We start from the raw sequence: 25407 nt of genomic DNA, 5'->3' as shown, positions 1-25407 counted from the left end.
AATAGATTAGTGAGGTGCTCTTCTTTTTTCAATCACTTTCGAAGTTGAGAGTGGGGTATACCTTATGGCTTCAATATAAATGACATCATATGGTAATGGTTACTTTTCACAAGTCTCGTATTTCCACATGAATTCCTACTGTACTTACTGTACTTACTCAAACTCATGATCGTAACGCCCGAAGATCATTATATTTATATTCTTCTAATTCACTCATCAATCCAAAAAAGCGCTATTTATTGGATAAATACCTATACAAATATAAATTTAATATATGTTATTGTATATTGATAGATATTAAAAAAATCCCAATGAATAAGAATTCAATCGGACAAATCAATGTGGCTAATAACATGCTACTGGTAAAAATCTCATTTGACATAACTATAACAAGGAAATGACTATGCAACTAGAGAAAATTAAGACACCTGGACTTTCGCACCTATCCTACTTGGTAGGCTCTGGCGGTCAAGCAGCGGTAATTGACCCACGTCGTGACTGTGCGGTATATGTAGAAAAAGCGCGTGCAGCAGGACTTGAGATTACTCATATTTTTGAGACACATCGTAATGAGGATTTGGTTTCTGGCGCACCTATCTTGGCTGCAATGACAGGAGCAACAGTTTTGCATGGACCCAATCCAGAACAACCTGTTGTCTACGCTGAGACAGTACGTAATGGTGATTGCTTTTCAATTGGCCAATTAGAAATCCGTGTCTTAGAAACGCCTGGTCATACCGATGATCACCTGGCTTATGCGCTGTTTGACACGGCGTATCCAGATAAGGCGGTTGGCGTTTTTACTGGCGATGCGCTCTTTGTAGGTGATGTCGGTCGTACTGACTTCTATCCTGAGCGTCGCAGAGAAGTTGCAGGTTTACTTTATGATTCGTTACAAGACATTCTAGCGCTCGGTGATCAGGCGCTTATTTATCCAGCTCATGGTGCAGGGTCAGTCTGTGGTTCAGGTATGGCGGAGCGTGAGTTTTCTACCGTTGGTCATGAAAGGATGAACAATCCACGCTTACAGATTAACGATCGTGAGGCATTTATTGACTTCAAGACTAGCGAAAACCATTATCAGCCGCCCTACTTCAGATTGATGGAGCGCCTTAATATGGAAGGTGGTGAAGCGCCTCCAGTGGTTATGCGTCCGCGCAACCTTTCGCTTAAACAGCTGCATGACTGTGATGCTGATCATCTCATCGATATTCGTGAACCAATGGCGTATGCGTCAGGACACCTGCCCGGTTCTATGAGCTTACCTGTCAACATGCTACCTGCGTTTGCTGGATGGTTTATCGAGGAGGGACAAAGCTTGGTACTTATTGCCTCTGATGAAGAGCAACTGGCGACTGCGATGGAGCATCTGGTACGTATTGCTTTTGATAATGTTATAGGTGGCTATGTGGGTGTCGTCCCTGCCGCTGCTAAAGGGGAGCAGATGCAGCAAGCCCCTATGATCGATACAACCGAGGTAGAAAATCGCCTTAATAATGCTCAGAACTGGACATTGCTTGATGTACGCGATATCGATGAGAGAAATACCAATGCGATTGAAGGCTCACAGCATATCTATGTTGGTCACCTGAACGAGCGTTGGCATGAGCTTGACCAAAGTCGCCACTATACATTGATGTGCGCCAGTGGTGCTCGAGCAACAATAGCAGCAGGGTGGCTCGCTAGTCGAGGTTTTGAGCACATTGATATTTATCTAGGGTCTATGGGCGCATGGCAAGCAACGCATAAGTAAGTCTTTACCCGTAGCTAAAATCTACAACTATCTAAAACGCGTCATAGATTCTGGATAATGCGTTTTAAGCAAAGGCATTTTAAAGTGCTGTAACTAAGATAAATACGACAACCCTTCTTTTATTCAATATAAGACTGATATAAAAGAAGGGTTGTCGTTTTAGCTGACCTTTGATTGATACGACTTAAGTGAATATAAGTCATAGTATTAGATCCTAATTCTAGATTCTGACTCTTACTATATTTCCTTACCTGACTTATCACTCATAGAACATAGATACATAAAAAGCAGACACAAAAAAACCTCAAACAATCTAATGCTTGAGGCGAAACTTGCTTAAACTTAACAGTTTAAATTCGTTTTAAATATGGCGCAGCGGACGGGACTCGAACCCGCGACCCCCGGCGTGACAGGCCGGTATTCTAACCAACTGAACTACCGCTGCTTAGGTCTCTTAGCTTGTTTAGCCACTTGCTAAGAAGTGGTGGGTGATGACGGATTCGAACCGCCGACATTCTGCGTGTAAGGCAGACGCTCTACCAACTGAGCTAATCACCCTTCGAACAATCGCTAGGCAATTTATTCAACATCAACTGAGCTCTTAAGTTTGTCACTAAGCTCCGTTGCTGTGGGTGTGTATTATATAGATTTACTGTTGGGTGTCAAACAGTATTTACCACTTTTTTAGATATTTTTTCGATTTTTATTAGAATATCTAGCAAGCATTTGTTTTTATTGATTTTATATTTTCATACAAAATCAATATTTTTTAAATTTAATGCCTATTTATTAGCCAGTGCTTGCTCGATGTCGTTTTTGATGGCTTCTGGCTTGGTCGTTGGTGCATAGCGGTCAATCACCTGACCTTTACTATCGACTAGAAACTTGGTGAAATTCCACTTGATACCATCTGTCAGCACACCACCCTTTTGTTCTTTGAGCCATTGATAGATAGGATGAGCATCTGCGCCATTGACATCAGTCTTTGCCATCATCGGAAAGCTAACACCATAGTTCTTTTGGCAAAACGCGCCAATCTCATCGTTGCTACCTGGGTCTTGGCTACCAAATTGATTACAAGGAAAGCCGACGATGACCAGTCCTTGATCTTTATATTGTTGATATAGCGACTCTAAGCCTTCAAACTGCGGCGTAAATCCACATTTGCTTGCAGTATTGACGATTAATAATACTTTATCTTGGTAATCTGAAAACGCTTGCGAGCTACCATCCATGCGCTCAGCCGTAAAATCATAAATTGTACTCATCATTTATCCTTAAATTGAGGTTTTTATTGTTTTGAGTGTCTATGCACTACTTCTTTTTCTATCATACACATAATAAAACTATTGAAAAGGAAGCACCTTGTACTTCCCTTTCACGTTTCTAATACTACTTAGACTACTTACTTCTCAGACTTATCTAAATCGATAGATACTGAGTTGATGCAATAACGCATGCCTGTTGTCTCAGTAGGGCCATCAGGGAATACATGGCCCAAATGTGCGCCACAGTTGCTGCAAGTGACTTCGGTACGAGTCATGCCTAGCGAGTTATCGATGTGCTCTTCAATCGCGCTGTTATCGATACCTTGATCAAAACTTGGCCAACCACAGCTCGCATCAAATTTATTACTTGAGTCAAACAAGCTTGCACCGCAGCCTTTACAACGGTAAACGCCATCATCGGTCGCATCATTATATACACCTGTAAATGGGCGTTCCGTGCCCTTCTCACGCATAATATGATACTCATCAGCGGTTAAACGCTCTTTCCAGTCAGCTTCAGTCAACTGGCTGATCTCTTCTTTGCTTAGTTGGTTGTCTTGCATAATTTATCCTTATTCGAGTATTTATTATCTAATCTCGGTAACTATTTTATCGCCATATGATTATGAAAACGACGTGCTCTATCTGTTGGTTATCGACGCACTATTCAAGGCATATATAAGAAAAGCATTCTTTATATTGGGAGGTAGACAGCATGATTGAAAAGATTAACTGAGTTAAATATAGCAAACTAATTTTGGATAATGATGGGTAAAGATGTAATTTTGATACCTATACCTTTTATAGTCTATATAAGAGATTTAGAGCCATACAAATATAAGCCAAGTGTTAATTGCAAGATATACTTGCAAACACTGATAGGACTGATTGTAAAATCATTTGCAAATTAACTATCAATGCAATAATATCTTGCATTAGTGCTTAACTAAAATGTTTAATATATCTCTACTCTGAATAATTACTGATTAACAAAGGCTCGAACGAAAATGTCTGACGACAATAGCAAAAGTACGCAAGCGGAACGACTGGTACAGTTGCGCCGTGACAAAGGATTCACAGCTGAGCAGCTAGCACAAGCCATGACAGCCGCTGGTGCCAAAGTGAGCCGTGGTGCTATCTCAAACTGGGAGCGCGGTACCAACGGTATTGTCTCATCCAAGCTGCCTACGCTCGCACGTATTTTGGGCTGTAGTGAGGGATATCTGTTGCGCGGCGACCTCAACAATGAGGCTATTGATGCAGACGAATCGACATCATCTATAGAGCGCAGTGAACATCAAGAGATAGATACGATTTCCCACATCCAGTCAGGTATTAAGACAACTGATGCTCAGTCCATGATAACTTCTACTGCTGGTAAAGACTTAAAAACCAATTCGACAATCAATCCGAAAAACGGTCATGCTATGAACACCATAAAAAAATCTGATAAATTACAAAACGTTTGCTATGACATTCGTGGTCCTCTATTGCAGACTGCTAACAAGATGGAAGCAGAAGGCAAACGCATATTAAAGTTAAACGTGGGTAATCCTGCGCCTTTTGGTTTAGAAGCCCCGCATGAGATTTTACGCGATGTCGCTATGAACTTATCTGAGGCAACTGGCTATTCAGACTCGCAAGGAATTTTCTCAGCACGTAAAGCCATTTTGCAGTATTATCAGTCGAAGGGGTTATTGTCGGCCGTTGACGTACGTGACGTATATTTGGGCAATGGGGTTTCTGAGCTTATTGTCATGACTATGCAGGCATTGATGAACGATGGTGATGAAGTCCTAATTCCAATGCCAGACTACCCGCTTTGGACTGCTGCTGCTAATCTCGCTGGCGGTACTGCGGTGCATTATCGCTGCAATGAAGAGGACAACTGGCATCCTGATATTGAAGATATCAAGTCTAAAATTACAAGCAAAACAAAAGGCATCGTGGTTATTAACCCAAATAACCCAACAGGCTCCCTTTATAGTGATGAGTTATTAAAGCAGATCATCGAAGTCGCTAAAGAGCATGATTTAATCATCATGGCCGATGAGATTTACGACCGCATTCTCTATGATGACAATATACATACCCCGATGAGCACCCTAACTGACGACGTGCTGGTGCTCTCTTACAATGGCTTGTCAAAGTCACATCGTATCGCAGGATTTCGCTCAGGTTGGATGATGGTATCAGGCCGCAAACAGCACGCAGCTGACTTTATTGAAGGCTTAGACATGCTAGCATCCATGCGTCTTTGCTCTAACGTGCAAGGACAATATGCTATTCAAACCGCGATGGGTGGGCATCAGAGCATACAAGACCTGACTTCTGAAAAGGGTCGCTTGTATAAGCAACGTGAGATGGCAGTCTCACGTCTTAATGCTATCAAAGGTATTTCTTGTACCATGCCTCAAGGGGCGTTTTACTGTTTTCCAAAAATGGATCCAGAGGTTTACCCTATCACCGATGATATGGATTTTATGATGGACTTGCTCGTTGAAGAAAACGTATTGATGGTTCAGGGTACTGGGTTTAACTGGGATAGACCCGACCATTTCCGTCTGGTGTTCTTACCTAATTTACTTGACCTAGAAAATGCGATGGATAGATTGGACAGATTTTTTGCCAAAAAACGTAAGCAATTTGGTACCGAGTAAATCGTTATACATCATAAAAAAAACGCTTATCGGCATGATGCTGATAAGCGTTTTTTATTGCGTTGAACCTAGGGCGTGTCTTCAATTCATCCGATAGTCATCTAAATGGGCTAAAAATGGCTAAATCTTGCCAAACATCGTCAAATAGCTGGTTAATATCCCGATATTATCTGCGCTATTTTTCTTGTTTGACGGCAATTTATCTCATTTTTACCACCATTTTTGAAATGAAGACACGCCCTAGTTATTAAAACTCAATTATGATAATTCACTGGTAAAAACAGCGCATTAAAAAATATTGCTCAATACAAGATAACTGATGGCAGACATAGTAGCCGCTGCAGGCAGCGTCACAATCCAAGCCAAGCCAATCGGTTTCATAAGCTTCCAGTTCGTATCTCTGTTGACGATACCGATACCTAATACCGCGCCTACTAGCGTGTGAGTACTTGATACAGGCAGACCCATAGTCGATGCGCCCATCACAACCGCCGCAGCAGCCAGCTCAGCTGAGAATCCTGAAGCTGGATGCATTTTCGCTAGATTGGTACCAACGGTTTGAATCACTTCTTTACCAATGAACCAAAGACCAACGATTAGTGCGACACCAAAAGTCAGCATGACAGCAGGTGGTACAGCAGCTTCAGTAGCGATACTATTAGTACGAATCACATCCATAATGGCGGCAAAAGGACCAACGGCATTGGCGATATCGTTTGAACCATGACTGAAGGCAAAAGCTGACGCGGTAAAGACCTGCATCCAGCTAAACATAATGAACGTCGCTTTGGTCAAATCTTCTTTGTGCTTACCGCGGATACTCTTGGTATAGATATAGGTCGCTAACCATACTAGCGCCGCTATCATACCCATAATCAAGAAGCCCTGCAGTGTGGTCAGGCCGCTATTAACATTTTTTAGACCTTTAAAAACGACTAGAGAAGTCATCACCGCACCACCTGCGGCAGCAATGATAGGTACCCATTGCTTAAGTGCTTTTAGAGTATCAAGGCTACTACGCTCATTCTCAATATCATAAAGCTTTTTGTAGTAATCAGTTTCTAGGTCTTCAACGATACAATCATCATCTTTATAGATTTCCTGATCACGTAACATCGCTGACGTATAGGCCAATTGCTCAGACTCTGTCAAACCATCCAAAAACTCTTTATGGTTTTGCTTTAAGACTTTTTTATTGCCTTTTAACGTCGCAATATGAGCTTCGGTTTTATCATTATATTCAATGATGTTTTTCTTGATTTGTCCATATAAAAGATAAGACAACACGCCGCCTAGTAACGGTGACAGCACCCAAGAAATAGCGATGGTCCCAACTGTTCCCCAGTCTACCGTTGATAGCGCCATGTCCGTACCACCTAACGTGATACCTAAAACAATGGAACTACCAATCACACCGCCAATAATGGAGTGCGTGGTCGAAACAGGCAGACCTTTTTTGGTCGCAAATAACAGCCAAAATGCTGCTGCAACCAATGCGGAGAGCATGACATAAATAAACTGATTGGGCGTTACCGATAGACCATCCAGATCAACGATGCCACTTCGAATCGTATCAGTCACCTCCCCGCCTGCAAGGACTGCCCCCGATACTTCAAATATCGCGGCAATACCCAATGCCTGCGGGATAGTCAACGTCCCTGCACCCACCGAAGTACCAAATGAGTTGGCGACATCGTTACCACCGATATTGAATGCCATAAAGACACCAAAAGCGGTCGCCACGATGAATAGCGTCGTTTGCTGACGCATGGTGTAATCTAAACCCCACCACAAAAAGTAGGAAGTCATCGCAATCAGTAAAATGGCAAAAAATAGATTGATTCTCATAGAGCCAACTGGCTTGACTGACTCTGTAGAACTGCTGCTAATACCCATACGTTAGTACGTCCTGCGTAAGCTGATTAAAATTATATGAGGTTGATAATATTGCGCTGCTACTCACAGTGCTTATTGCAGCATCTAGTGAAGTAGCAATAGAAAATATACAACATGCGGTTAGAAGGTCTTGAGCCGCTTATTACAACGGCAAGAAAAAACACGTCCCTCAACATGTCACAAAGCCGCAAGTGATATTGCCAAATCGTCTGATTACAGCATCTTGCGGCTTATATATTTCTTAGCGATATTTGTGGTACTACTAACAGCTATTGTAACAATTTTTGTCGTAATTATTAAGTTATCTATACTAAATAACCAAAACACGTTGTTTGCTAAATTAAAATTATTATTTAGCAGGAGCTGTTTTGCGCTCTATTATATTAAATATGAGCACATAATGCATGATGATATTGCGAGATTTGTAACTGCGAGTGTATACGGACAAGACCACACTCTGTAAAAGACAGGGTGGCTCGAATATGTTTCGAGCCATCCTATTTAGAAAATACGTGGAAAATACAGTTATATAAACCTATGACAGTCCTTAAACTTCAGGCATCTTTAACAACTACTTGCTTTCAGAAAATGCAGACAACTGCTCAATAGCATGATCTAACACGTCTAAACGCGCCTGACGCTTTTCGTTGGTCGCAATAACACACCATGGCGCTGTCGTTGTACCCGTGCGTGCCAACATATCTGCTGCAGACTGCACATAGTCTGACCATTTGTCACGGTTACGCCAGTCATCATCCGTCAGTTTAAATTGCTTATGCGGTGTTTCTTGACGATCTTCAAACCGTTTAAGTTGCTCTTTTTTATCAATCGCTAACCAATATTTGATAACCAACGTTCCTGCTGCTGCCAAGTCCGCCTCAAAACGATTGATCTCATCATATGCTCGTTGCCATTCATCAGTAGACGCAAATCCTTCGATGCGCTCAACCAACACGCGTCCATACCAAGTACGGTCAAAAATGGCGATACGGCTAATACGATTGGTTTGCTCGTCAGGCAATCTTGTCCAGAAACGCCACAAGTAAGGATGCTGAGTCTCATACAACATCGGCGCGCCAATATTATAAATTTGATACTCGCGAGGATCTAGCGGTGCGACCAACCTTTTGATCGCACCGCCTTTGCCAGCAGCGTCCATTCCTTCAAAGGCAAACACCACATGCCGACCTTGGCGTGCACGTAGCAACTCAGCAAGCCGCGCTTGCTTCTCTGCCAATGCCTCACGATAGTCGGATTTACTGATTTTTTTATCTTTAATAGACGTCAGCTGCTTAGGTATTGGTACAGGTTCAAACTGTTTTTGTTTAGTATCTGAGTTAAGTTTTAGTGTCTCGGACTGAGAATGGTTTTTTGATTTTTCATTATTATTGTCATTGCTATCTGTCTGACTACTCGCCAACGCGGTTTGTATAGCATGTAGCACCAAATGACAAAAGTTATCAGCGGCCTCTAACTTATCGTCACCATCGATGATGACCCAGTCATCCTGTTGACGCAGCAAAGTCGCAGCCACCTCATTAAACTTCTCGATGACTTGCTTGTTGTTCCAGTCAATTTGATACAGAAACTGCGGATCTGCTTCATTGTCCTTTAAGCGACTGTGCAACGTTTCGATATCAACATGAAACCAACATTTTAATAATTTGGTTTGATTGGCAATGAGATCGTTTTCAAATGCCTTTAGCGTGTCTAACTGCTGCTGTAGATAGTCTTGCCACTGAGCGATAGGAAGCGAATTTTTACTCTTTTGACCTTTATTATTTGATAATGCTTCAAGGTTCTCACTATCTGATGTCGCTAGTCGCATGACATTGTATAATAAATCAGCATACCAGTTGCCGAAATACACCATGACATCACCATGGCGCGGCATGGCGCTAGTATGCGCTTGCCAAATGGGTTGATAGTTCAATGGCGAATGACCAATGGTAGCCTCAACTTTAAGCAGCCTTGGATCTACCCATTGCCGTAACTGTTTAACGGCGGTACCTTTACCCGCCTGCTCCATTCCATTAACTAGTACTAACAGACCTGTTGGTTTATTGAGGGTCGGCGGCGTTTGCTGGCGAGTGGCTTTTAAAGCATACTGAGCTGTCACCAATGCCAATCTAAGCGAATCCTCATCCAGTGAAAACTGACTTAAAGGATTAGGCTTTAGACGCTGCTCTACAACTTGCTCACTAAATTGTGTACTTACCGCTTGTGGTGCTTTTGGTTCAGTAGTATCATTTTTTTTAGACATGTCTACACTCGCTATTATTCTTATTGGGCTGCTTTACTAATGAATGACTTATGGGATAGCTCTCGATAAGATAACTCTCAATATTTCGATCTTATTGTTCATTTTTATTTCATTTAATCATAGCACTACGCCAATCGGGTAAATAATATTACTGTGTAACAGATTGGTATTTGTATTCTTAATTATTTTCTTTTAAGGTGAACGCAATTTTGAGTATAGGATAGAACAGTTGTTCAAAAGCTCATAACCCTGAATCACGATACTTAAAACAACCATACTTAAATTTGATCACCCTATTTACTTCTACAGGATTCACTGCCATGACCGCTTTAGCTGATTTACAACAGCATTTAACACGTTTTTGGGCGATGCCTCATCACCAAGATGATGCATTAAACGCTAAGCTCAAAGAAGTACAATCATGGCAACAAGCACGTCTCCAGAAAACGCATCGCGAGCTATTTGAACAACCCAAAAACCAACTAATGGCAGATTACTTCCTCACCCAACTATATGGCGGCGAAGAATTCAAGTTATTGGCAGAGCAGTTAGCACGTATCTTGCCAAAAGCGAAAAAGCTAGAACGTCTTGCTAAAGAGTCAGCCCTAGAGGCTGGTAGCATGGGTATCCAAGCAGCGATTTTTGCTATTGAGCTAGATCTGCATTTAGCCCAGTGGTTACTCGCTCAAGATTTGCCAGTAAACGAAGAGAATATGCTAGCCGCCTACCGTACTGTCGATGAAGAAGACGAGCGACGAGTTCAGATTGCCAATTTAAAAGACGTCTGTTATCGCACGGACAAACACCTAAATTCGTTTATGCTCAAAAAAGCCTTTGCACTAGCAAAAAGTACAGCCTATCGTCATGGCTACCAGCCGCTTTATGATTTTATTGATACAGGCTTTAAGGCCATGAAACCTTTGAGCAGCGTCAGCGATTTTATTGAGCCGTTCTGCAAGCGTGAACTGTCCATTATTGATCAGGTTCATGATACGGATAATGGCAGTAAGCCGATAGCGTTTGGTGTATCATAAGGTCAATATGTTAAATAGCCAATTGACGCTTACTATTTAACGACTTCCTCCGATAAAGACAATCATAAAAATAAATTCTAGGACAACATAATGACTGATAATTCAAAAAATAGCAGTGCTCCTTTTAATCAAGCCACAACGACCAATGGTCATTTGCAAGACAAGCTGGTAAAAGACAGTATTGCTCATAATCAGCAGATTAGTGCGCAGATATTACGCAATCAAACAACCAATGTCGTGCCGAGCAAAAATAATAGCGTTGCTAGTGATGACAATAGCGACTTTACTAAAGTTCAAGACCTACCAACTGGGACGCCGCAAGGCCAACAAACTACTATGCCAAACAACGACAAAACGACTCGCACAAACACTTCAGAGCAAACCATAAAACAAACCCTGTTCAATCAGCGTGATGACATCAATAATCCGCACACGCCTGAAACAGACGGCAACGAGCAGACGCATTTCGGCTATAAGACAGTCAATAAAGCAGAAAAACAAGCACGTGTGGCTGACGTATTCACTTCTGTTGCCAAAAAATACGACATCATGAATGACTTGATGTCATTTGGTATTCATCGTCTGTGGAAGCGTTATGCGATTAGTCTATCGGGCGTGCGTGCTGGTCAGCATGTCCTTGATATCGCTGGTGGTACGGGCGATTTGGCTAAAGTATTTAGCCGTGAAGTCGGTAGAAATGGCCATGTCGTACTATCTGATATCAATGCTGCGATGCTAGAAGTGGGCCGTGAGCGCCTGATCAATGCTGGTTGTAATAACGTTGACTTTGTATTAGCAAACGCTGAGACGTTAGCACCATTTGATGACGAAAGCTTTGATTTGGTCACTATTAGCTTTGGTTTGCGTAACGTCACAGACAAAGATGCCGCGCTAAAGTCTATGTATCGCGTCCTAAAGCCAGGCGGTCGTCTATTGATTTTAGAATTCTCAAAGCCAGTATTTGAGCCACTATCTAAAGCCTATGATTTGTATTCATTTACTGCATTGCCAGTGATGGGTAAACTGATTGCTAATGACGCTGAAAGTTATCAGTACTTGGCTGAGTCAATTCGTATGCATCCTGATCAGCAGACACTTAAGCAGATGATGCAACAGGCTGGTTTTGAGAACTGTGATTATCATAACCTGACTGCTGGTATCGTGGCTGTCCATCGCGGCTTTAAAGCGTAACGATAGAGTACGATTAGCAAGACTATTACGTTTAACAGACCATATTGAACCTAACACGAACATACCATGCGCTGATGCAGCTAATGCAAAGGCGCTCACTTACCGATGCGAGAGCCTTATGCTGACTGTCCTTCTATTAGCTGGTGCCGAAAAGCTAATTAACATTGCCATTGCTAGTGATGAGATTACCAAAGCAGGTTTGGCACCACTTGCGGGTAAAGTATTGCGTCTCAATATAGGTATGCCTGATATTGATTTAGATGTCCTGTTCTCTCATGATCGCTTGCGTTTTGAGCCGGTCATGACTGAAAGTGTGTTTGAGCCAAGTGGCCAGATGAGTGAGCGTCAAAAAGCCAATATGGAGCGCGCACGTTTTGGTCATAGCCGACCAGACTGTACCATCACCGTAGACAATGCCGCTCAACTGCTCAATCTAATGCGTGGCGCTGAAGGTAACTTACCAATCGCTGGTGATTACAAAGTACTAATGCAGCTAAAGCAGCTGGTGGCAGGCTTTGATCCCGATGTAGCAGGTCAGCTTGAGCCACTGATTGGTAAACCGATGGCCAGTCAATTACATCTTCTCATCTCTCAGCTCAAAGGTACCTGGCGTCACAATGCCAAACGTGCTTTTGACGATGTTAGTGATTGGGCTAATGATGTCGCCGGTAATAGCACACCTGACCCTGTTGAAGTCGCTGAAGCCAATGACCTCAAACAGCAACTGTTGAAGCTGCGTGCTGATGTCGAACGTGAACAAGCCAAGCTTGCTGCTATCAAAGAAGAGCAAGCCCGTTTCCTCAACAATTCTTTTCATCAATAGTTCGTTTTATTAGGGCGTGTTATCATTTAGATAGCGAGGCTTAGAATGAGATAAACTGCAATCAAACAAGGAAAAAATTGCAGAGAATATCGACATATTCACAAAATTTTTGACGATATTTGGCAAAATTTAGCCGTTTTAAGACCGCTAAATGATTTAACGCGCTAATTGATAACATGCCCTAGTAGCGTATTTAATTCATGTTAAGTAAATACTATTGCTGATAGTACGTGCTTAGTATGAAACACAGCGCCTACCCTATTTTCGTTTTTGTCCAGAGTACCCAATCCCATGCTACTATCCCATCATGCCCGACTACGTGAGCTTTGGCGTATCGCCGCGATGTATCGTCTTGATACACACCTGCCTCTTGAAGACGCACCGCAGCTACAACCATTAGCACGCTTAATTCGTACGCACCGTGCTGCGTGGGGTAAAAAGCACCAGCCAAATGCAATCAAGTATGCGCTTGAGGACATGGGTACGCTGTTTTTGAAACTTGGCCAGTTACTCTCAACGCGTCGCGACTTGGTACCGCCTGAGATTATCGCTCAATTGATTCAGTTGCAGGACAAAGTTAAGCCTTTCGACGCTGATATTGCTGTCGCTCAAATTCAGCATCCTAAACATGGTCTTGGCCAGTCTATTGAAACGCTGTTTGCCCGATTCGATATCAAACCGTTAGCGGCCGCTTCTATCGCCCAAGTACACACGGCTGCTCTACATGATGGGCGTGAAGTCGTGGTAAAAGTGGTTCGCCCCGATATTCGCACTGTGATTGTTTCTGACTTTGAGCTACTGCGAGAATTGGCAAGTTGGGCATCTGCACGTATTGAAGCAGCACGTGCCGTCCATATCATTGATATTGTCGAAGACTATCGGCAAGTCATGCTCAACGAGCTAGATTTAACGCTTGAGGCTGACAACACGACGCAGATGCGTAATAACTTCTTAGGTTCAGCATTGATGTATGTGCCTGAAGTCTATGACGCTGCCAAAAACGTGATGGTCATGGAGCGCATCCAAGGCGTTCCTATCTCACAAGTTGAGATGTTCGATCAGTTAGGTTATGACCGTGCAGCGCTTGCAGAAAAAGGCCTAACGATATTTTTTACTCAGGTCTTCCGTGATAACTTCTTTCATGCTGATATGCATCCAGGCAATGTGTTCGTAGAGACGCCACCTGTGCAAACTCTACATGCAGGTATGGAAGCAGTTGATTTAGGTCATGAGCCACGTTATATCGGGCTTGATTGCGCCATCATGGGCACTTTATCAAAAGACGATCAGCTCATCGTAGCGCGGATGTTACTTGCCGTAATGAATAATAACTTTACCGCTGTAGTCGATATTGTGAGCCGTGCAGGTTGGATACCACCAAATGCTGATAAGCATGCCCTAATGCGTGATATGAAACGTACCGTTGGTCCTATGCTACAGAAGTCGATCGATGATATCGACTTTGCTGGCGTACTGATGCAGATTTTAGACATTGCGCGTAGACACCATATGAGTATCCCACCGCAGCTGATGCTTCTGCTAAAAACCTTGGTCCATGTGGAAGGACTTGGTCGTGATTTGTATCCTGACCTGGACATTTGGTCACTTGCCAAGCCAATTCTAAGCAGTTGGATTAAAGAGCAGTTAGATCCTATGCGTAATCTACAGCAACTGCGTCAACAACTGCCTGAAATGCTTCTGTCTACTACCGATATTCCTAAACTATTAGATCAAGGGCTACAAAGCCTTGCCTCACAGGGCTCTCGTCAGGACAGTCAACTACGCGAGATACAACAGATTCGCGCTGACATGCTAAACGACCGTCGTCGTGATTGGTTGGCACTTGCAGGGTTTGCTATTTTTATTGCTATCGCTACGCAAGTTATCGGCTGGCTATCACCTATATTTTATATACTGGCTATCTTGGTAGTTGTTTGGCGCATCCTAACTTAGTTATGATAGAACAAATGTCTGTCAACAAAGCATGTCAAATGGATATTGAATATGCTAAGTTAATGCTAAATATTCTCGTGATCTATAGGAACCCTCATGTCAGCGCTACCACTGTCACAGACCCATAATACTAATAAACCAGACTATAGTGAGGCTATCACAGCTTTGCAAGAACGCTTTGGCAAGCAACTGAGTTTGAACACTACAGTGCGTGAGCAGCATGGCCATACCATGACGTGGTTAGCCAATCAGCCGCCAGATGCAGTATTAACAGTACAGGACAAACAGGAAGTAGCTGCGGCCGTTGAGATTTGTCATCAGCATCAGATGCCAGTGATTGCTTTTGGTATCGGCTCTTCTTTGGAAGGACAATTAAATGCTCCCTATGGTGGACTGTGCATCGATATGCATGCGATGGATGCTATTTTACAGGTCAATAATGAAGATTTGACCGTTACCGTTCAGCCTGGCGTGACGCGTGAGCAGTTAAACCATTATTTGCGCGATACCGGGCTATTTTTTCCGATAGACCCCGGTGCTAATGCCAGTATTGGCGGCATGGTCGCCACTCGTGCCTCAGATACTAATGCGGTGCGTTATGGCACTATGAAAGATGTGGTACTCGCATTAGAAGTAGTGACCGCAAGTGGCAATATCATACGAACAGGCACACGCGCTAAGAAGTCTGCGGCCGGTTATGATTTGACACGCTTGATGATAGGCTCAGAAGGCACCCTTGGTATTGTCACTGAAGTCACGCTGAAACTATTTGGTATTAGCGAGTGTATAGGCAGCGGCATTTGTCATTTTTCAACCATTGAAGATGCTTGCCAGGCAGTAATGCTAACCATTCAGATGTGCTTACCTATTGCTCGTATTGAGCTGCTTGATGCAATGCAAATCAAAGCATGTAATCAATATGCCAATCTCGATTTAACCGAAATGCCTACGCTATTCGTCGAATTTCACGGTACAGAAGCAAGCGTTGCTGAACAGGCGCAAATGTTTGCTGATATTATCGAAGAATTTGATGGTCGTGATTTTGCTTGGGATACCAATGAAGCTGAGCGTAAACGTCTCTGGCAGGCAAGACACAATGCTTATCATGCTAGCTGTGCGTTACGTCCTGAGACAAGCGCCCTATCGACTGACGCTTGCGTACCTATTTCGCGCTTGGCAGAATGTGTCAGCGCCACTGCAAAAGATATTGAAGCATCAGGGATGATTGGACCAATTGTGGGTCATGTAGGCGACGGTAACTTTCATGTTTTATTATTGGTCGATACCAATAATCCTGAAGAGGTAGCTACTGCTGAGGGTATTATCGGTCGTCTCGCCACGCGGGCTATCGAGATGGATGGTACTTGTACGGGTGAACACGGGATCGGACAAGGCAAACAAAAGTATATGCAGCAAGAACATGGTAATGCGCTGATACTTATGGAAGCTATCAAGGCAGCCCTCGATCCTAAAAACATCCTTAATCCAGGGAAAATATGGCCTGAGGCTTTATCTATTTCCTAATACTATTATAAAGACTAAGACCATACTAAAATCAAACCAATAGCCAAAAAAAATGCGCCTACTTCTCATCAAAAGCAGGCGCATTTTTTTGGCTAAAAACTGATTGCTATAACATCTGGTCGATTGCCATCTGTGTCAGTACGCGGCCACGAGCCGTACGCAGCACATAACCTTGTTGAATCAGATATGGCTCAATTACGTCCTCAAGTGTACCCCGGTCTTCAGCCATCGCAGCTGCTACTGCTTCAACACCAGCAGGACCACCATCGAAGCGCTCGTGCAATATTTCGATATAACGTCTATCTAGATGATCAAGACCACGTCTATCCACTGCCAACATATCTAACGCGCTACCAGCAATCGCGCCATTAATACTACCGTCGCCTCTTACCTCGGCATAGTCACGCACACGGCGTAATAGGCGGTTAGCAATCCTTGGTGTACCACGTGCGCGGCGGGCAATCTCTACAGCGCCATCTTCACTCATTGGTACGCGCATTAGACGTGCTGCTCGGCTGACAATCGTCGTTAGATCAGCGATGTTGTAAAACTCAAGGCGCTGTACAATACCAAAACGGTCACGTAGTGGTGAGGTTAGCAGCCCTGCTCTAGTTGTTGCTGCTACCAAGGTAAACGGCGGCAAATCAAGCTTGATAGAACGTGCAGCAGGCCCTTCACCAATCATAATGTCTAATTGGAAATCTTCCATTGCTGGATAAAGGATTTCTTCAATAACCGAGCTTAGACGGTGAATTTCATCAATAAACAGTACGTCACCCGCTTCTAGATTGGTCAGCATGGCTGCCAAATCTCCTGGGCGCTCAAGCACAGGCCCTGAAGTAGAACGCAGATTACCACCCATTTCACGAGCGATAATATTAGCGAGGGTCGTCTTACCCAGACCCGGTGGACCAAATATAAGTGTGTGATCTAGCGCTTCGTCACGGCCACGTGCAGCACCGATGAACACTTCCATCTGCTCACGTACCACCGGCTGACCAATATACTCAGCCAATAATGCTGGTCGGATATTGGCATCAGGAGCGTCACTTGCACCTTCTAGCGGATTAATTAAACGATCTTGCGTCATAGAATTTATCATTATATTAAAAAATTAGTTAACAAATAGCATAAACAAACGCTGCGCATAAGTCATCCAAAACCTTATTAAGCGAGCACTAAAACGAAAATAAGCGACATTTAATGTCGCTTATTAATTTAATACATTATGTGGTTGTCATCGATAGACGACTAATTAATATAAATTAAAAGCCAGATAGCTGCTGCAAAGTAGCTTTTAACAAGCCTTGAGTATCAGCAAAAGTATCTCCTTTACTCTTAGCAGCTTTAATCGCTAGCTGAGCTTCTTTTTCTTTATAACCCAAGCTAATCAACGCGCCTTCCACTTCAGCAATAATACTACCTTCATGAGAAATCGTAGTTTCCTGAGGCGTTAATTCAAACGCACCACTATCAACGTCGATATTCTTTAACTTATCCTTTAGCTCAATTAATAAGCGTTGCGCCGTCTTTTTACCGATGCCTGGGATACGAGTTAATGCCGTCTCCGACTCTTGTTCGACGTGCATCTTTAGCTCAGCTGCTGACATTGCAGACAGCATAGCCAAGGCCATTTTTGCCCCAACCCCGTTAATTTTAATTAACTGGCGAAAGACATCACGCTCTTTTCGATCGATAAAACCGTAGAGCAACTGGGCATCTTCGCGAACATGGAAATGTGTCCAAATGCTGGCTTGTTCATTAAGCTGTAACTGACAAAATGAAGGCAATGGCAGTTCGATATCATAACCCACACCAGAAGTCGTCATGATACAAGCCGTCGGTGCCATCAAGTACTGCACCTGTCCGGAAATCAATCCAATCATTATTTACGACCTCTTATGTAAAATATTATAAAATCAGCTGCTACTTCATGATTAACAACTACGTTCTACAACAAAGTCTTATTGGTAAAAATTCACCATACCTTCAAGACTGGTTGGGCGAATTTTGTGTGCTTGACCTGCAGAGCCAAACGCTTCAAAACGATTGGTACAGATATCTGACATCGCTACCATAGATGCTTTAAAGTATTTGCGTGGATCAAATTCACTTGGATTTTTTGCAAGGAATTCACGGATAGCACCAGTTGAAGCCAGACGCAAATCCGTATCGATGTTTACTTTGCGCACACCATGTTTAATCGCTTCAACGATTTGCTCAACTGGCACACCATAAGTTTCGCCAATATCACCGCCATTTTCATTAATAACTTTTAGCCATTCTTGTGGCACTGATGAAGAACCATGCATGACAAGATGAGTATTAGGAATACGGGCATGAATCTCTTTTACGCGCTCAATAGACAAGATATCGCCTGTCGGTGGACGTGTGAACTTATAGGCACCATGACTAGTACCGATAGCAATCGCCAATGCATCGACATTGGTATCTTTTACAAACTGCTCAGCTTCATCAGCACTGGTCAAAAGCTGCTCATGATCCAATATGCCTTCAGCACCAGAACCGTCTTCTTCACCAGCCATACCAGTTTCAAGACTACCTAGGCAACCGATTTCGCCCTCTACAGAAACACCGCAAGCGTGTGCCATTTTGACGACTTCGCGCGTGACGCTAGCATTGTAGTCATAATCCATTGGCGTTTTGCCATCTTCACCAAGTGAGCCGTCCATCATCACTGATGAAAAACCTAACTGGATTGAGCGTTGGCAGATAGCTGGCGACATACCATGATCTTGATGCATTACTACTGGAATATGTGGCCATTCTTCGATCGCAGCGATAATCAAATGACGCAAAAATGCTGACCCTGCATAGTTACGTGCGCCTGCACTGGCTTGGACAATGACAGGTGAATCACAAGCATCCGCAGCCATCATGATTGCACGCATTTGCTCTAAGTTATTGACGTTAAAGGCAGGAACACCATAGCTGTGTTCAGCGGCATGATCTAGAAGTTGACGTAAGGATATTAGGGCCATAAGACGCTCTCTGATTAGATTTTGAATAGTATTTTAAAAAACAGCTTGATAGCAATCATTTCACTGTATATTCGACCATACTAACCGTATATAGGCTAGTAAAATTCTGAATGATATTGGATATGATTACCACGCGGTGATTATAGCAAAAATTGTTCTGTCTTCGTAGCGGTTGACCGACTATTTGTCAGTCTATACCGTCTTTTGATCTCAGTTTAACTTTCATAAAGTGACAGTTTATAAACTATCACAATGACGTACAACGCAAAAAGCCTTGGCAATCACCAAGGCTTTTCTAGTATTTTGAGGCTTATAAAGCAATGACAATTTTTAGAGATTATTTACCGCTGATTATCTATCAACCGATAGCGTCCCTTTAAATCAGTCATTATAGTGCTTAGTTATCGCGTAGCTTAGTACTGTTGCTCTGCATCAACTGCAACATCATTTGCGCCATCAGCAACAGCGTTAGCGCCATCAGCAACAGCTTCAGCAGTATTTTCAACCGCTGTGTTAGTGCTTTCAGCAATAGCATCGCCAGTGTTTTCTAGAGCGTCTGTCGCAGCTGCACCAGCAGTGTCAGCGCCTTCGGCAACTTCAGTACCAGCGTCTTGAGCAGCAGCTTCAGCTTCAGCAGCAGCTGCTTCTGTTTCAGCGGCAGCAGCATCAGCGTTTGCAGCAGCATCATCGCCAGCAGATTCAACAGCAGCTTCAGTGTTTTCTTCTGTTTGTTGGCTACATGCAGTGATTGCAAAGGTACCAGCAAGTACGCTAGCAAGTAATAAATGACGTTTTAACATAATAAACCTCTCGTAAATAATGCATGTCAAAATACATGGTCGCGCTATTTTATAGAGTGCGAATCAGACATGCAATAATAATTTTCAGTATATAAATAAATAATTACTGCTTAATAATAATCGATGGCTATTGCGCTTACTTATGTCAATAAAAACAAGCAAATCAACAGCCAAAATATTATTTTTACAGACTACCTTAGTTGTTTAGAGTTAGTTGTACGTCTAATGTTACTAAGCTACAGAGTATCGTTAATTAGTTAGGCATCTATTTGCAGTGCAGCAACTGCCGGAAGTACTTTACCTTCTACAAACTCTAAAAACGCACCGCCACCTGTTGACATATAACTCACGCCTTCAGCAACTTGATATTTATCGATAGCTGCTAATGTATCACCGCCGCCCGCGATAGAAAAACCATCGCTGTCTTTTACAGCAATAGCTAATATCTGTGTGCCTTGCCCGAAAGCATCGACCTCAAAGACACCCACTGGACCATTCCACAAAATGGTTTTTGCATTAATAATGGCATCGGCAAGCTGTTTTGCGCTTTCTGGTGCGATGTCCAATATCATGTCATTGTCACCGATCGCATCAACTGATTTGATCGTTGCGGTGGCTTTTTGCAATGAGCCAGTAAAGTCAGCGAAATCGATGTCTTTTTTATCAGCGACTACGACGTACTCAGGCAGCAAAATTTCAGTCTTGGTCATAATGTCACGTGCAGTATCGAGCAAATCTGCTTCGTACAATGAGGCGCCAACACTGTGACCTTGTGCTGCTAAGAAAGTATTGGCAATACCGCCACCAACGATAATTTGCGTGCACACTTCGGCCAAGCTGTGTAGCACTTCTAATTTGGTAGACACTTTTGACCCACCAACGATGGCGAGCATTGGCTGTGCTGGCGTTTCAAGCGCTAGGCTCAAAGCATCAAGTTCAGCAGCTAACAATGGCCCTGCACACACAGTTTTGTCTGCTTGACGCATTGCTTGTGTAACACCCTCTGTTGATGCCTGTGCACGGTGCGCTGTACCAAAAGCGTCCATCACAAACACATCGCACAAATCAGCGTACTTTTTCGCTAGTGTGGCATCGTTTTTCTTTTCACCGTCATTGAAGCGTACATTTTCTAATAGAACCACTTCGCCAGATTTTAGATTGACACCTTGGGTAAGGTAATCAGTATTAAGACGTACAGGTGTCGATAGTTGCGAGCTTAATTTTTCCGTCAAATAGTCAGCAACTGGTGCCAATGAATATACAGCTTCAGGATTGCCTTCTGTTGGGCGGCCTAAATGTGAGCAAACAATTACCGCAGCGCCTTTTTCGAGCGCCATCTTGATGGTAGGAAGACTGGCTTGCAAGCGCGCATCGCTCGTGACCTTACCATCTTTAATAGGCACATTTAAATCTTCTCGGATCAACACCACTTCATCCGTTAAGTTCAACTCACTCATACGCAAAAAATTCATCACCTGCTCCTATGTATCAATATATCTGTTAATTTGCGATTACTGTCGTTACTGATAGGACCATTATAGTCAGCTCTATATAAATCAGATTCAGTGCTAAGCTCGATCAATCTACTATTTTGTAGCACTCTCGCTCGCCTAGCTTATAACTACGCTATCTTATATCTAAGCTATAGAGTCACTATCAGCTTTATTACTTTTTAATGTTTTTTAACGCTTAGCTCTGACACTTATCAAACCACTCTGATGATTCGATCAAGTAAGCAGAATTCAGCGGCGGTGTATTCTACCAGTTTTCTAGCGCAGTCTCACAAGCAACCTGTCACAAATTTCAGCATGTTTAAAATATTTAGTCTATATTCTCAGACCATTATTCGATGACAACAATTGCAGTTGCTAGCTTTAAGCATAGTCAATAAACCGTAACATTTCGTGGTGGTACTCAGCAGTCAAGCTCTTTATGATAGAAACATTGACAATAAAAATAACCCATTAGGAGAAAATAATGAGCATCAATCTAGACACTGCTAAACAAAACTTATTAAAATTAAAAGATGAGTACGAATCTCGAATTGATAAAATAGAAGATCACATCCAAAATCCGCAAGATGATCTCAATGAACATTGGGAAGATCAGGCCATATCCTATCGTCAAAACGACATGCGCAAAAATTTGATGAGCGAGGCACGTCAAAGCTTAATCTATGTCGAAAATGCATTGAGTCGGATTGAAAACGGTACTTATGGCGAGTGTGAAGTCTGCGGCGAGCCAATCGAAGAGCAACGCTTAGAAGCGCTACCCTATGCTACCTTATGTATGGAGCACGCTGAGTAGCGCTATCATATTAATATTATATTATAAGACTATTGCTACTCCAAAACCTATCTAAGAAGCGTACTTCAAGTAGGTATTTTCCATTTAGAAAATGCCTGCTGCCATTCATGACAACGCTGCGCTATGTCTGCTACTGGCAAGTCCATAATATCCCCAACTACTGCTACAAGCGCAATGGGCAAATCTACTAGCTCTGAGATGTTTTCTGCGGTTAACCCACCTATTACACAGATTGGTATGCCTTGCTGACATCCTTCAAAAAGCTGCTGACGCGAAACGATGTTAGCATTTGGCTTAGTTGTAGAAGTAAATACAGCACCCATCGCAGCATAACTTGCGCCGTCATTTTTTGCTTCTTTAATCAGCGCTACATCACCATGGCAGGTACGACCGATTATTTGATGCGGCGATAAAGACTGTAGAGCATCACCGATACTGCCGTCTGTTTGACCAAGATGTACCCCAACGCCAAGCCTTTCGGCAAACTTCACGTCATCATTAATAACAACTGTCACGTTGTACTTTTTAGCTAACTCAACAATTTTTTGTGCCTCATCAAAAAGCTTTGTAGCTCCATCAGGCAGACTAAGAACTTGTTTACGACGAATTTGTAATAGCGCAATTAACCCTGTCGACAAGGCTGCCTCTAGCTTTTGATATAACAGCTCAAACTCATCATCGTTGGTCAATAAATATAGCTTAGGTATAACTGAAGAGAATGGTGAATAACTCATAGCATGTATCCTTAATGCTTAAATTCAACACAATAAAAAAGCCGTTATATGATATAACAGCTTTTTTATACATTTAGAACAGCAAACTTATACTGTACGGCGTGTAGCCAAACTATTTAAGATATTTTTAGCATCGCCCCAACGTGTTGCTGAGCTGTTTGCCCCTAAGATAACGATAATCGCAGGACGATTGTTGACACGAGTTTCCATCACAACACAACGTCCAGCTTCATTAATAAAGCCTGTCTTAGAGATTCCGATTGGATAGCTACCATCACGAACCAGCGTACTGGTATTACTGGCTTTGTAGGTACGGTTACCACTTGAGTAATTTGAGACAAAAAAGTCATAGCTCTTAGTGGTAGAAAAACGACGAATCACATCATAGTTGCCAGCAGCACGTACCATCTTGACCAAATCTTTTGACGAAGCTACATTACGCTTATCAAGTCCAGTTGGATCGCCAAAAAATGCCGTATTCATGCCCAAATCTTGCGCTTTACGATTCATCGCACGCATAAAGGCATCATATCCACCTGGGTAGTTACGTGCCAGACTCTTCGCCGCTGGATTTTCAGACTTCATCAATGCCATCAATAGCATCTCAGCACGGTTTAAACGATCACCTGATTTCAAACGCGAGCTTGCACGCTTTGGACCAACGAAATCTTCTGGATCAAGCGTGATTTCTTCACGCATATCAAGGCCTGCATCCAATACGACCATAGCCGTCATAACCTTGGTGATACTAGCCATAGGACGCGCGATATCAGCATCTTTTTCGTAGATAGATTCGCCTGTTTCAGCATCGATCACCGCAACACTACGTGAATCCGTACTAATCGGAATCATATCGCTGCTACCGAATGCCCCACGATAAGTTGTGTTATAGCGAGCACTATTGGTGTTATTACTACTAGCAAAACTATTAGTATTCGTAATATTGGTAGTGCCGTAGCCATTATCAACTTTCTTAATAGCAGAGCCATTGGACTTGTACATTATGTTACGAGCTTCAGACAAACTATCAGCGCCGCCCCAACTCAGGCGTGCACTAGAAGCAGTGTCAGTGCTACCATTAATTGTAAGTGCGGCTTGTGCAACACTGCCCAAACTCAATGAAATCATAGCAGCGATCAATTGCTGTTTGGTTAATGGTAGTTGCTTCATTATGCCTCCTGCTGTCGCTATTACGCCAGTTACATATTGTCTGACGCCAAAAACGTACGTAGCGTTTATAGATGTGTTTGTAAGTACTCACATAGAGCTTTTGTATTTTTAGTGTATCATGGTTTACATTTAAGTTTAATCTATCAAACTGATTTAGTAGTTTTTTTTGGTTTCGTTCAAACTTTACTACAACCAATTTATATTACAGAAACATCAATTCACACTGCAGCAATATAATTTAACTTCGAATGTTATGATTACTCGTATTTTGTTATATTAATCAGCGGTATTTTGAATATACGAAGATGACAATAATGGTTGAAATATATTCGTTTTTTATACTATTTGGACCTAATAAAGCGTTCATTCTGACAATCAATAAAGAGTATGGTTATGATTAAAGTATTAGTGGTAGATGATCATGATTTGGTACGGATGGGTATTAGCCGTATGTTGTCAGACAGCCCCGATATTGAAGTAGTAGGTGAAGCAGACAGCGGTGACATGGCTATCAAACAGGCCAAACAATTACATCCTGACGTGATTTTGCTAGACGTCAATATGCCGAATATTGGCGGGCTCGAAGCAACCAAACGCCTGATACAACTCGACATGGGTATCAAGATTTTGGCGGTCAGTAGTATGTCTGCACAGCCCTATCCCTCAATGCTGATCAAAGCAGGTGTTAATGGTTACATTACCAAAGGAACGCCACTTGATGAAATGATACGTGCGGTCAAAAAGATTTATCAGGGAGGTCGTTATTTCAGTCAGGATGTGGCTGAACAGTTAGCAGATGTTTTATTGTCTGATAATGCAAACTCACCTTTTGACTTATTAAGTGACAGAGAAAAACAAGTGGCCATGATGGTTGTTAATTGTCAGAGCCCTCAGCAAATAGCCGATCAATTGTTTGTTAGCGTCAAGACCATCAATACGTATCGCTACCGTATTTATGAAAAAGTTGGGGTTGATAGTGATGTTAAATTAACTCATTTGGCCATTCGTCATGGTCTGATTCAACCATAA

The 25407-nt window shown here is 42.7% G+C and carries 20 protein-coding genes and 2 tRNA genes; 9 read left to right on the top strand and 13 right to left on the bottom strand.

Annotation, left to right across the window (positions count from 1 at the left end; genetic code table 11):
• The first annotated feature begins 403 nt into the window (after positions 1 to 403).
• Positions 404 to 1753 (top strand): MBL fold metallo-hydrolase, encoded by a 1350-nt coding sequence (locus FQV37_RS00365; RefSeq protein ID WP_160020835.1) that lies wholly within the window; start codon positions 404 to 406, stop codon positions 1751 to 1753.
• 368 nt (positions 1754 to 2121) lie between these two features.
• Here FQV37_RS00365 and FQV37_RS00360 read toward each other — a convergent pair.
• The 4 genes from FQV37_RS00360 to msrB all read right to left on the bottom strand — a co-directional run bounded on the left by FQV37_RS00360 (position 2122) and on the right by msrB (position 3584).
• Positions 2122 to 2198: transfer RNA gene (locus FQV37_RS00360), tRNA-Asp, on the bottom strand.
• 37 nt (positions 2199 to 2235) lie between these two features.
• A tRNA-Val gene (locus FQV37_RS00355) sits at positions 2236 to 2311 on the bottom strand.
• Between the two features lie 224 nt (positions 2312 to 2535).
• Entirely contained in the window at positions 2536 to 3021 is a 486-nt protein-coding gene (locus tag FQV37_RS00350) for a glutathione peroxidase (protein ID WP_160020834.1), read from the bottom strand.
• Positions 3022 to 3158: 137 nt separating this feature from the next.
• Positions 3159 to 3584 (bottom strand): peptide-methionine (R)-S-oxide reductase MsrB, encoded by a 426-nt coding sequence (gene msrB, locus FQV37_RS00345; protein WP_160020833.1) that lies wholly within the window; start codon positions 3582 to 3584, stop codon positions 3159 to 3161.
• 444 nt (positions 3585 to 4028) lie between these two features.
• Here msrB and FQV37_RS00340 point away from each other — a divergent pair, with 444 nt between their 5' ends.
• Entirely contained in the window at positions 4029 to 5681 is a 1653-nt protein-coding gene (locus FQV37_RS00340) for an aminotransferase class I/II-fold pyridoxal phosphate-dependent enzyme (protein WP_160020832.1), read from the top strand.
• A 288-nt stretch (positions 5682 to 5969) separates the two neighbouring features.
• On the opposite strand, the gene FQV37_RS00335 is transcribed toward FQV37_RS00340, so the two are convergent.
• Positions 5970 to 7577, bottom strand: a complete 1608-nt coding sequence (locus tag FQV37_RS00335) for an inorganic phosphate transporter (protein ID WP_102092917.1) — start codon at positions 7575 to 7577, stop codon at positions 5970 to 5972.
• A gap of 571 nt (positions 7578 to 8148) precedes the next feature.
• Positions 8149 to 9840 (bottom strand): ATPase, encoded by a 1692-nt coding sequence (locus FQV37_RS00330; protein ID WP_160020831.1) that lies wholly within the window; start codon positions 9838 to 9840, stop codon positions 8149 to 8151.
• A gap of 320 nt (positions 9841 to 10160) precedes the next feature.
• Here FQV37_RS00330 and FQV37_RS00325 point away from each other — a divergent pair, with 320 nt between their 5' ends.
• The 5 genes from FQV37_RS00325 (at position 10161) to FQV37_RS00305 (ending at position 16365) form a co-directional block, all read left to right on the top strand.
• Positions 10161 to 10874, top strand: coding sequence for an FFLEELY motif protein (locus FQV37_RS00325; RefSeq protein WP_160020830.1), 714 nt, complete (start codon positions 10161 to 10163; stop codon positions 10872 to 10874).
• 90 nt (positions 10875 to 10964) lie between these two features.
• Entirely contained in the window at positions 10965 to 12065 is a 1101-nt protein-coding gene (gene ubiE, locus FQV37_RS00320; RefSeq protein ID WP_240990893.1) for a bifunctional demethylmenaquinone methyltransferase/2-methoxy-6-polyprenyl-1,4-benzoquinol methylase UbiE, read from the top strand.
• Positions 12066 to 12183: 118 nt separating this feature from the next.
• The gene (locus FQV37_RS00315; RefSeq protein ID WP_160020829.1) at positions 12184 to 12888 is read left to right on the top strand and encodes a ubiquinone biosynthesis accessory factor UbiJ; all 705 of its coding nucleotides are present in this window, start codon (positions 12184 to 12186) and stop codon (positions 12886 to 12888) included.
• 291 nt (positions 12889 to 13179) lie between these two features.
• Positions 13180 to 14841 carry an ABC1 kinase family protein gene (locus tag FQV37_RS00310; protein ID WP_160020828.1) on the top strand — a complete coding sequence of 554 codons (1662 nt, stop codon included), beginning with the start codon at positions 13180 to 13182 and terminating at the stop codon, positions 14839 to 14841.
• 96 nt (positions 14842 to 14937) lie between these two features.
• Positions 14938 to 16365, top strand: a complete 1428-nt coding sequence (locus tag FQV37_RS00305; RefSeq protein WP_160020827.1) for an FAD-binding oxidoreductase — start codon at positions 14938 to 14940, stop codon at positions 16363 to 16365.
• 106 nt (positions 16366 to 16471) lie between these two features.
• Here the strand turns inward: FQV37_RS00305 and ruvB are convergent, their stop codons facing one another.
• From ruvB to FQV37_RS00280, 5 genes are all read right to left on the bottom strand, one after another.
• Positions 16472 to 17455, bottom strand: a complete 984-nt coding sequence (gene ruvB / locus FQV37_RS00300) for a Holliday junction branch migration DNA helicase RuvB (protein WP_057760949.1) — start codon at positions 17453 to 17455, stop codon at positions 16472 to 16474.
• A 175-nt stretch (positions 17456 to 17630) separates the two neighbouring features.
• Entirely contained in the window at positions 17631 to 18251 is a 621-nt protein-coding gene (ruvA, locus tag FQV37_RS00295) for a Holliday junction branch migration protein RuvA (protein ID WP_160020826.1), read from the bottom strand.
• 78 nt (positions 18252 to 18329) lie between these two features.
• Entirely contained in the window at positions 18330 to 19367 is a 1038-nt protein-coding gene (gene fba / locus FQV37_RS00290) for a class II fructose-bisphosphate aldolase (RefSeq protein ID WP_160020825.1), read from the bottom strand.
• A 413-nt stretch (positions 19368 to 19780) separates the two neighbouring features.
• Entirely contained in the window at positions 19781 to 20167 is a 387-nt protein-coding gene (locus tag FQV37_RS00285; protein WP_160020824.1) for a hypothetical protein, read from the bottom strand.
• A gap of 257 nt (positions 20168 to 20424) precedes the next feature.
• A complete protein-coding gene (locus FQV37_RS00280) occupies positions 20425 to 21639 on the bottom strand; it encodes a phosphoglycerate kinase (protein WP_160020823.1) in 1215 nt (404 codons plus the stop codon).
• A 505-nt stretch (positions 21640 to 22144) separates the two neighbouring features.
• Between FQV37_RS00280 and FQV37_RS00275 the strand changes: the two genes are divergently transcribed.
• Positions 22145 to 22474 (top strand): TraR/DksA family transcriptional regulator, encoded by a 330-nt coding sequence (locus tag FQV37_RS00275; RefSeq protein WP_160020822.1) that lies wholly within the window; start codon positions 22145 to 22147, stop codon positions 22472 to 22474.
• Between the two features lie 65 nt (positions 22475 to 22539).
• Here FQV37_RS00275 and FQV37_RS00270 read toward each other — a convergent pair whose 3' ends face one another.
• Together FQV37_RS00270 and FQV37_RS00265 are read right to left on the bottom strand one after the other, a co-directional pair.
• Positions 22540 to 23208 (bottom strand): thiamine phosphate synthase, encoded by a 669-nt coding sequence (locus FQV37_RS00270; RefSeq protein WP_160020821.1) that lies wholly within the window; start codon positions 23206 to 23208, stop codon positions 22540 to 22542.
• An 87-nt stretch (positions 23209 to 23295) separates the two neighbouring features.
• Entirely contained in the window at positions 23296 to 24378 is a 1083-nt protein-coding gene (locus FQV37_RS00265) for a serine hydrolase (RefSeq protein ID WP_057760963.1), read from the bottom strand.
• Between the two features lie 393 nt (positions 24379 to 24771).
• Between FQV37_RS00265 and FQV37_RS00260 the strand changes: the two genes are divergently transcribed.
• A complete protein-coding gene (locus FQV37_RS00260) occupies positions 24772 to 25407 on the top strand; it encodes a response regulator (protein WP_101206382.1) in 636 nt (211 codons plus the stop codon).

This window comes from Psychrobacter nivimaris (assembly GCF_009812035.1).
GTDB classification, from domain to species: Bacteria; Pseudomonadota; Gammaproteobacteria; order Pseudomonadales; family Moraxellaceae; genus Psychrobacter; species Psychrobacter nivimaris.
Note: the sequence above shows the minus strand (reverse complement) of the source record. Positions and strands in the feature narration are given on the sequence as shown.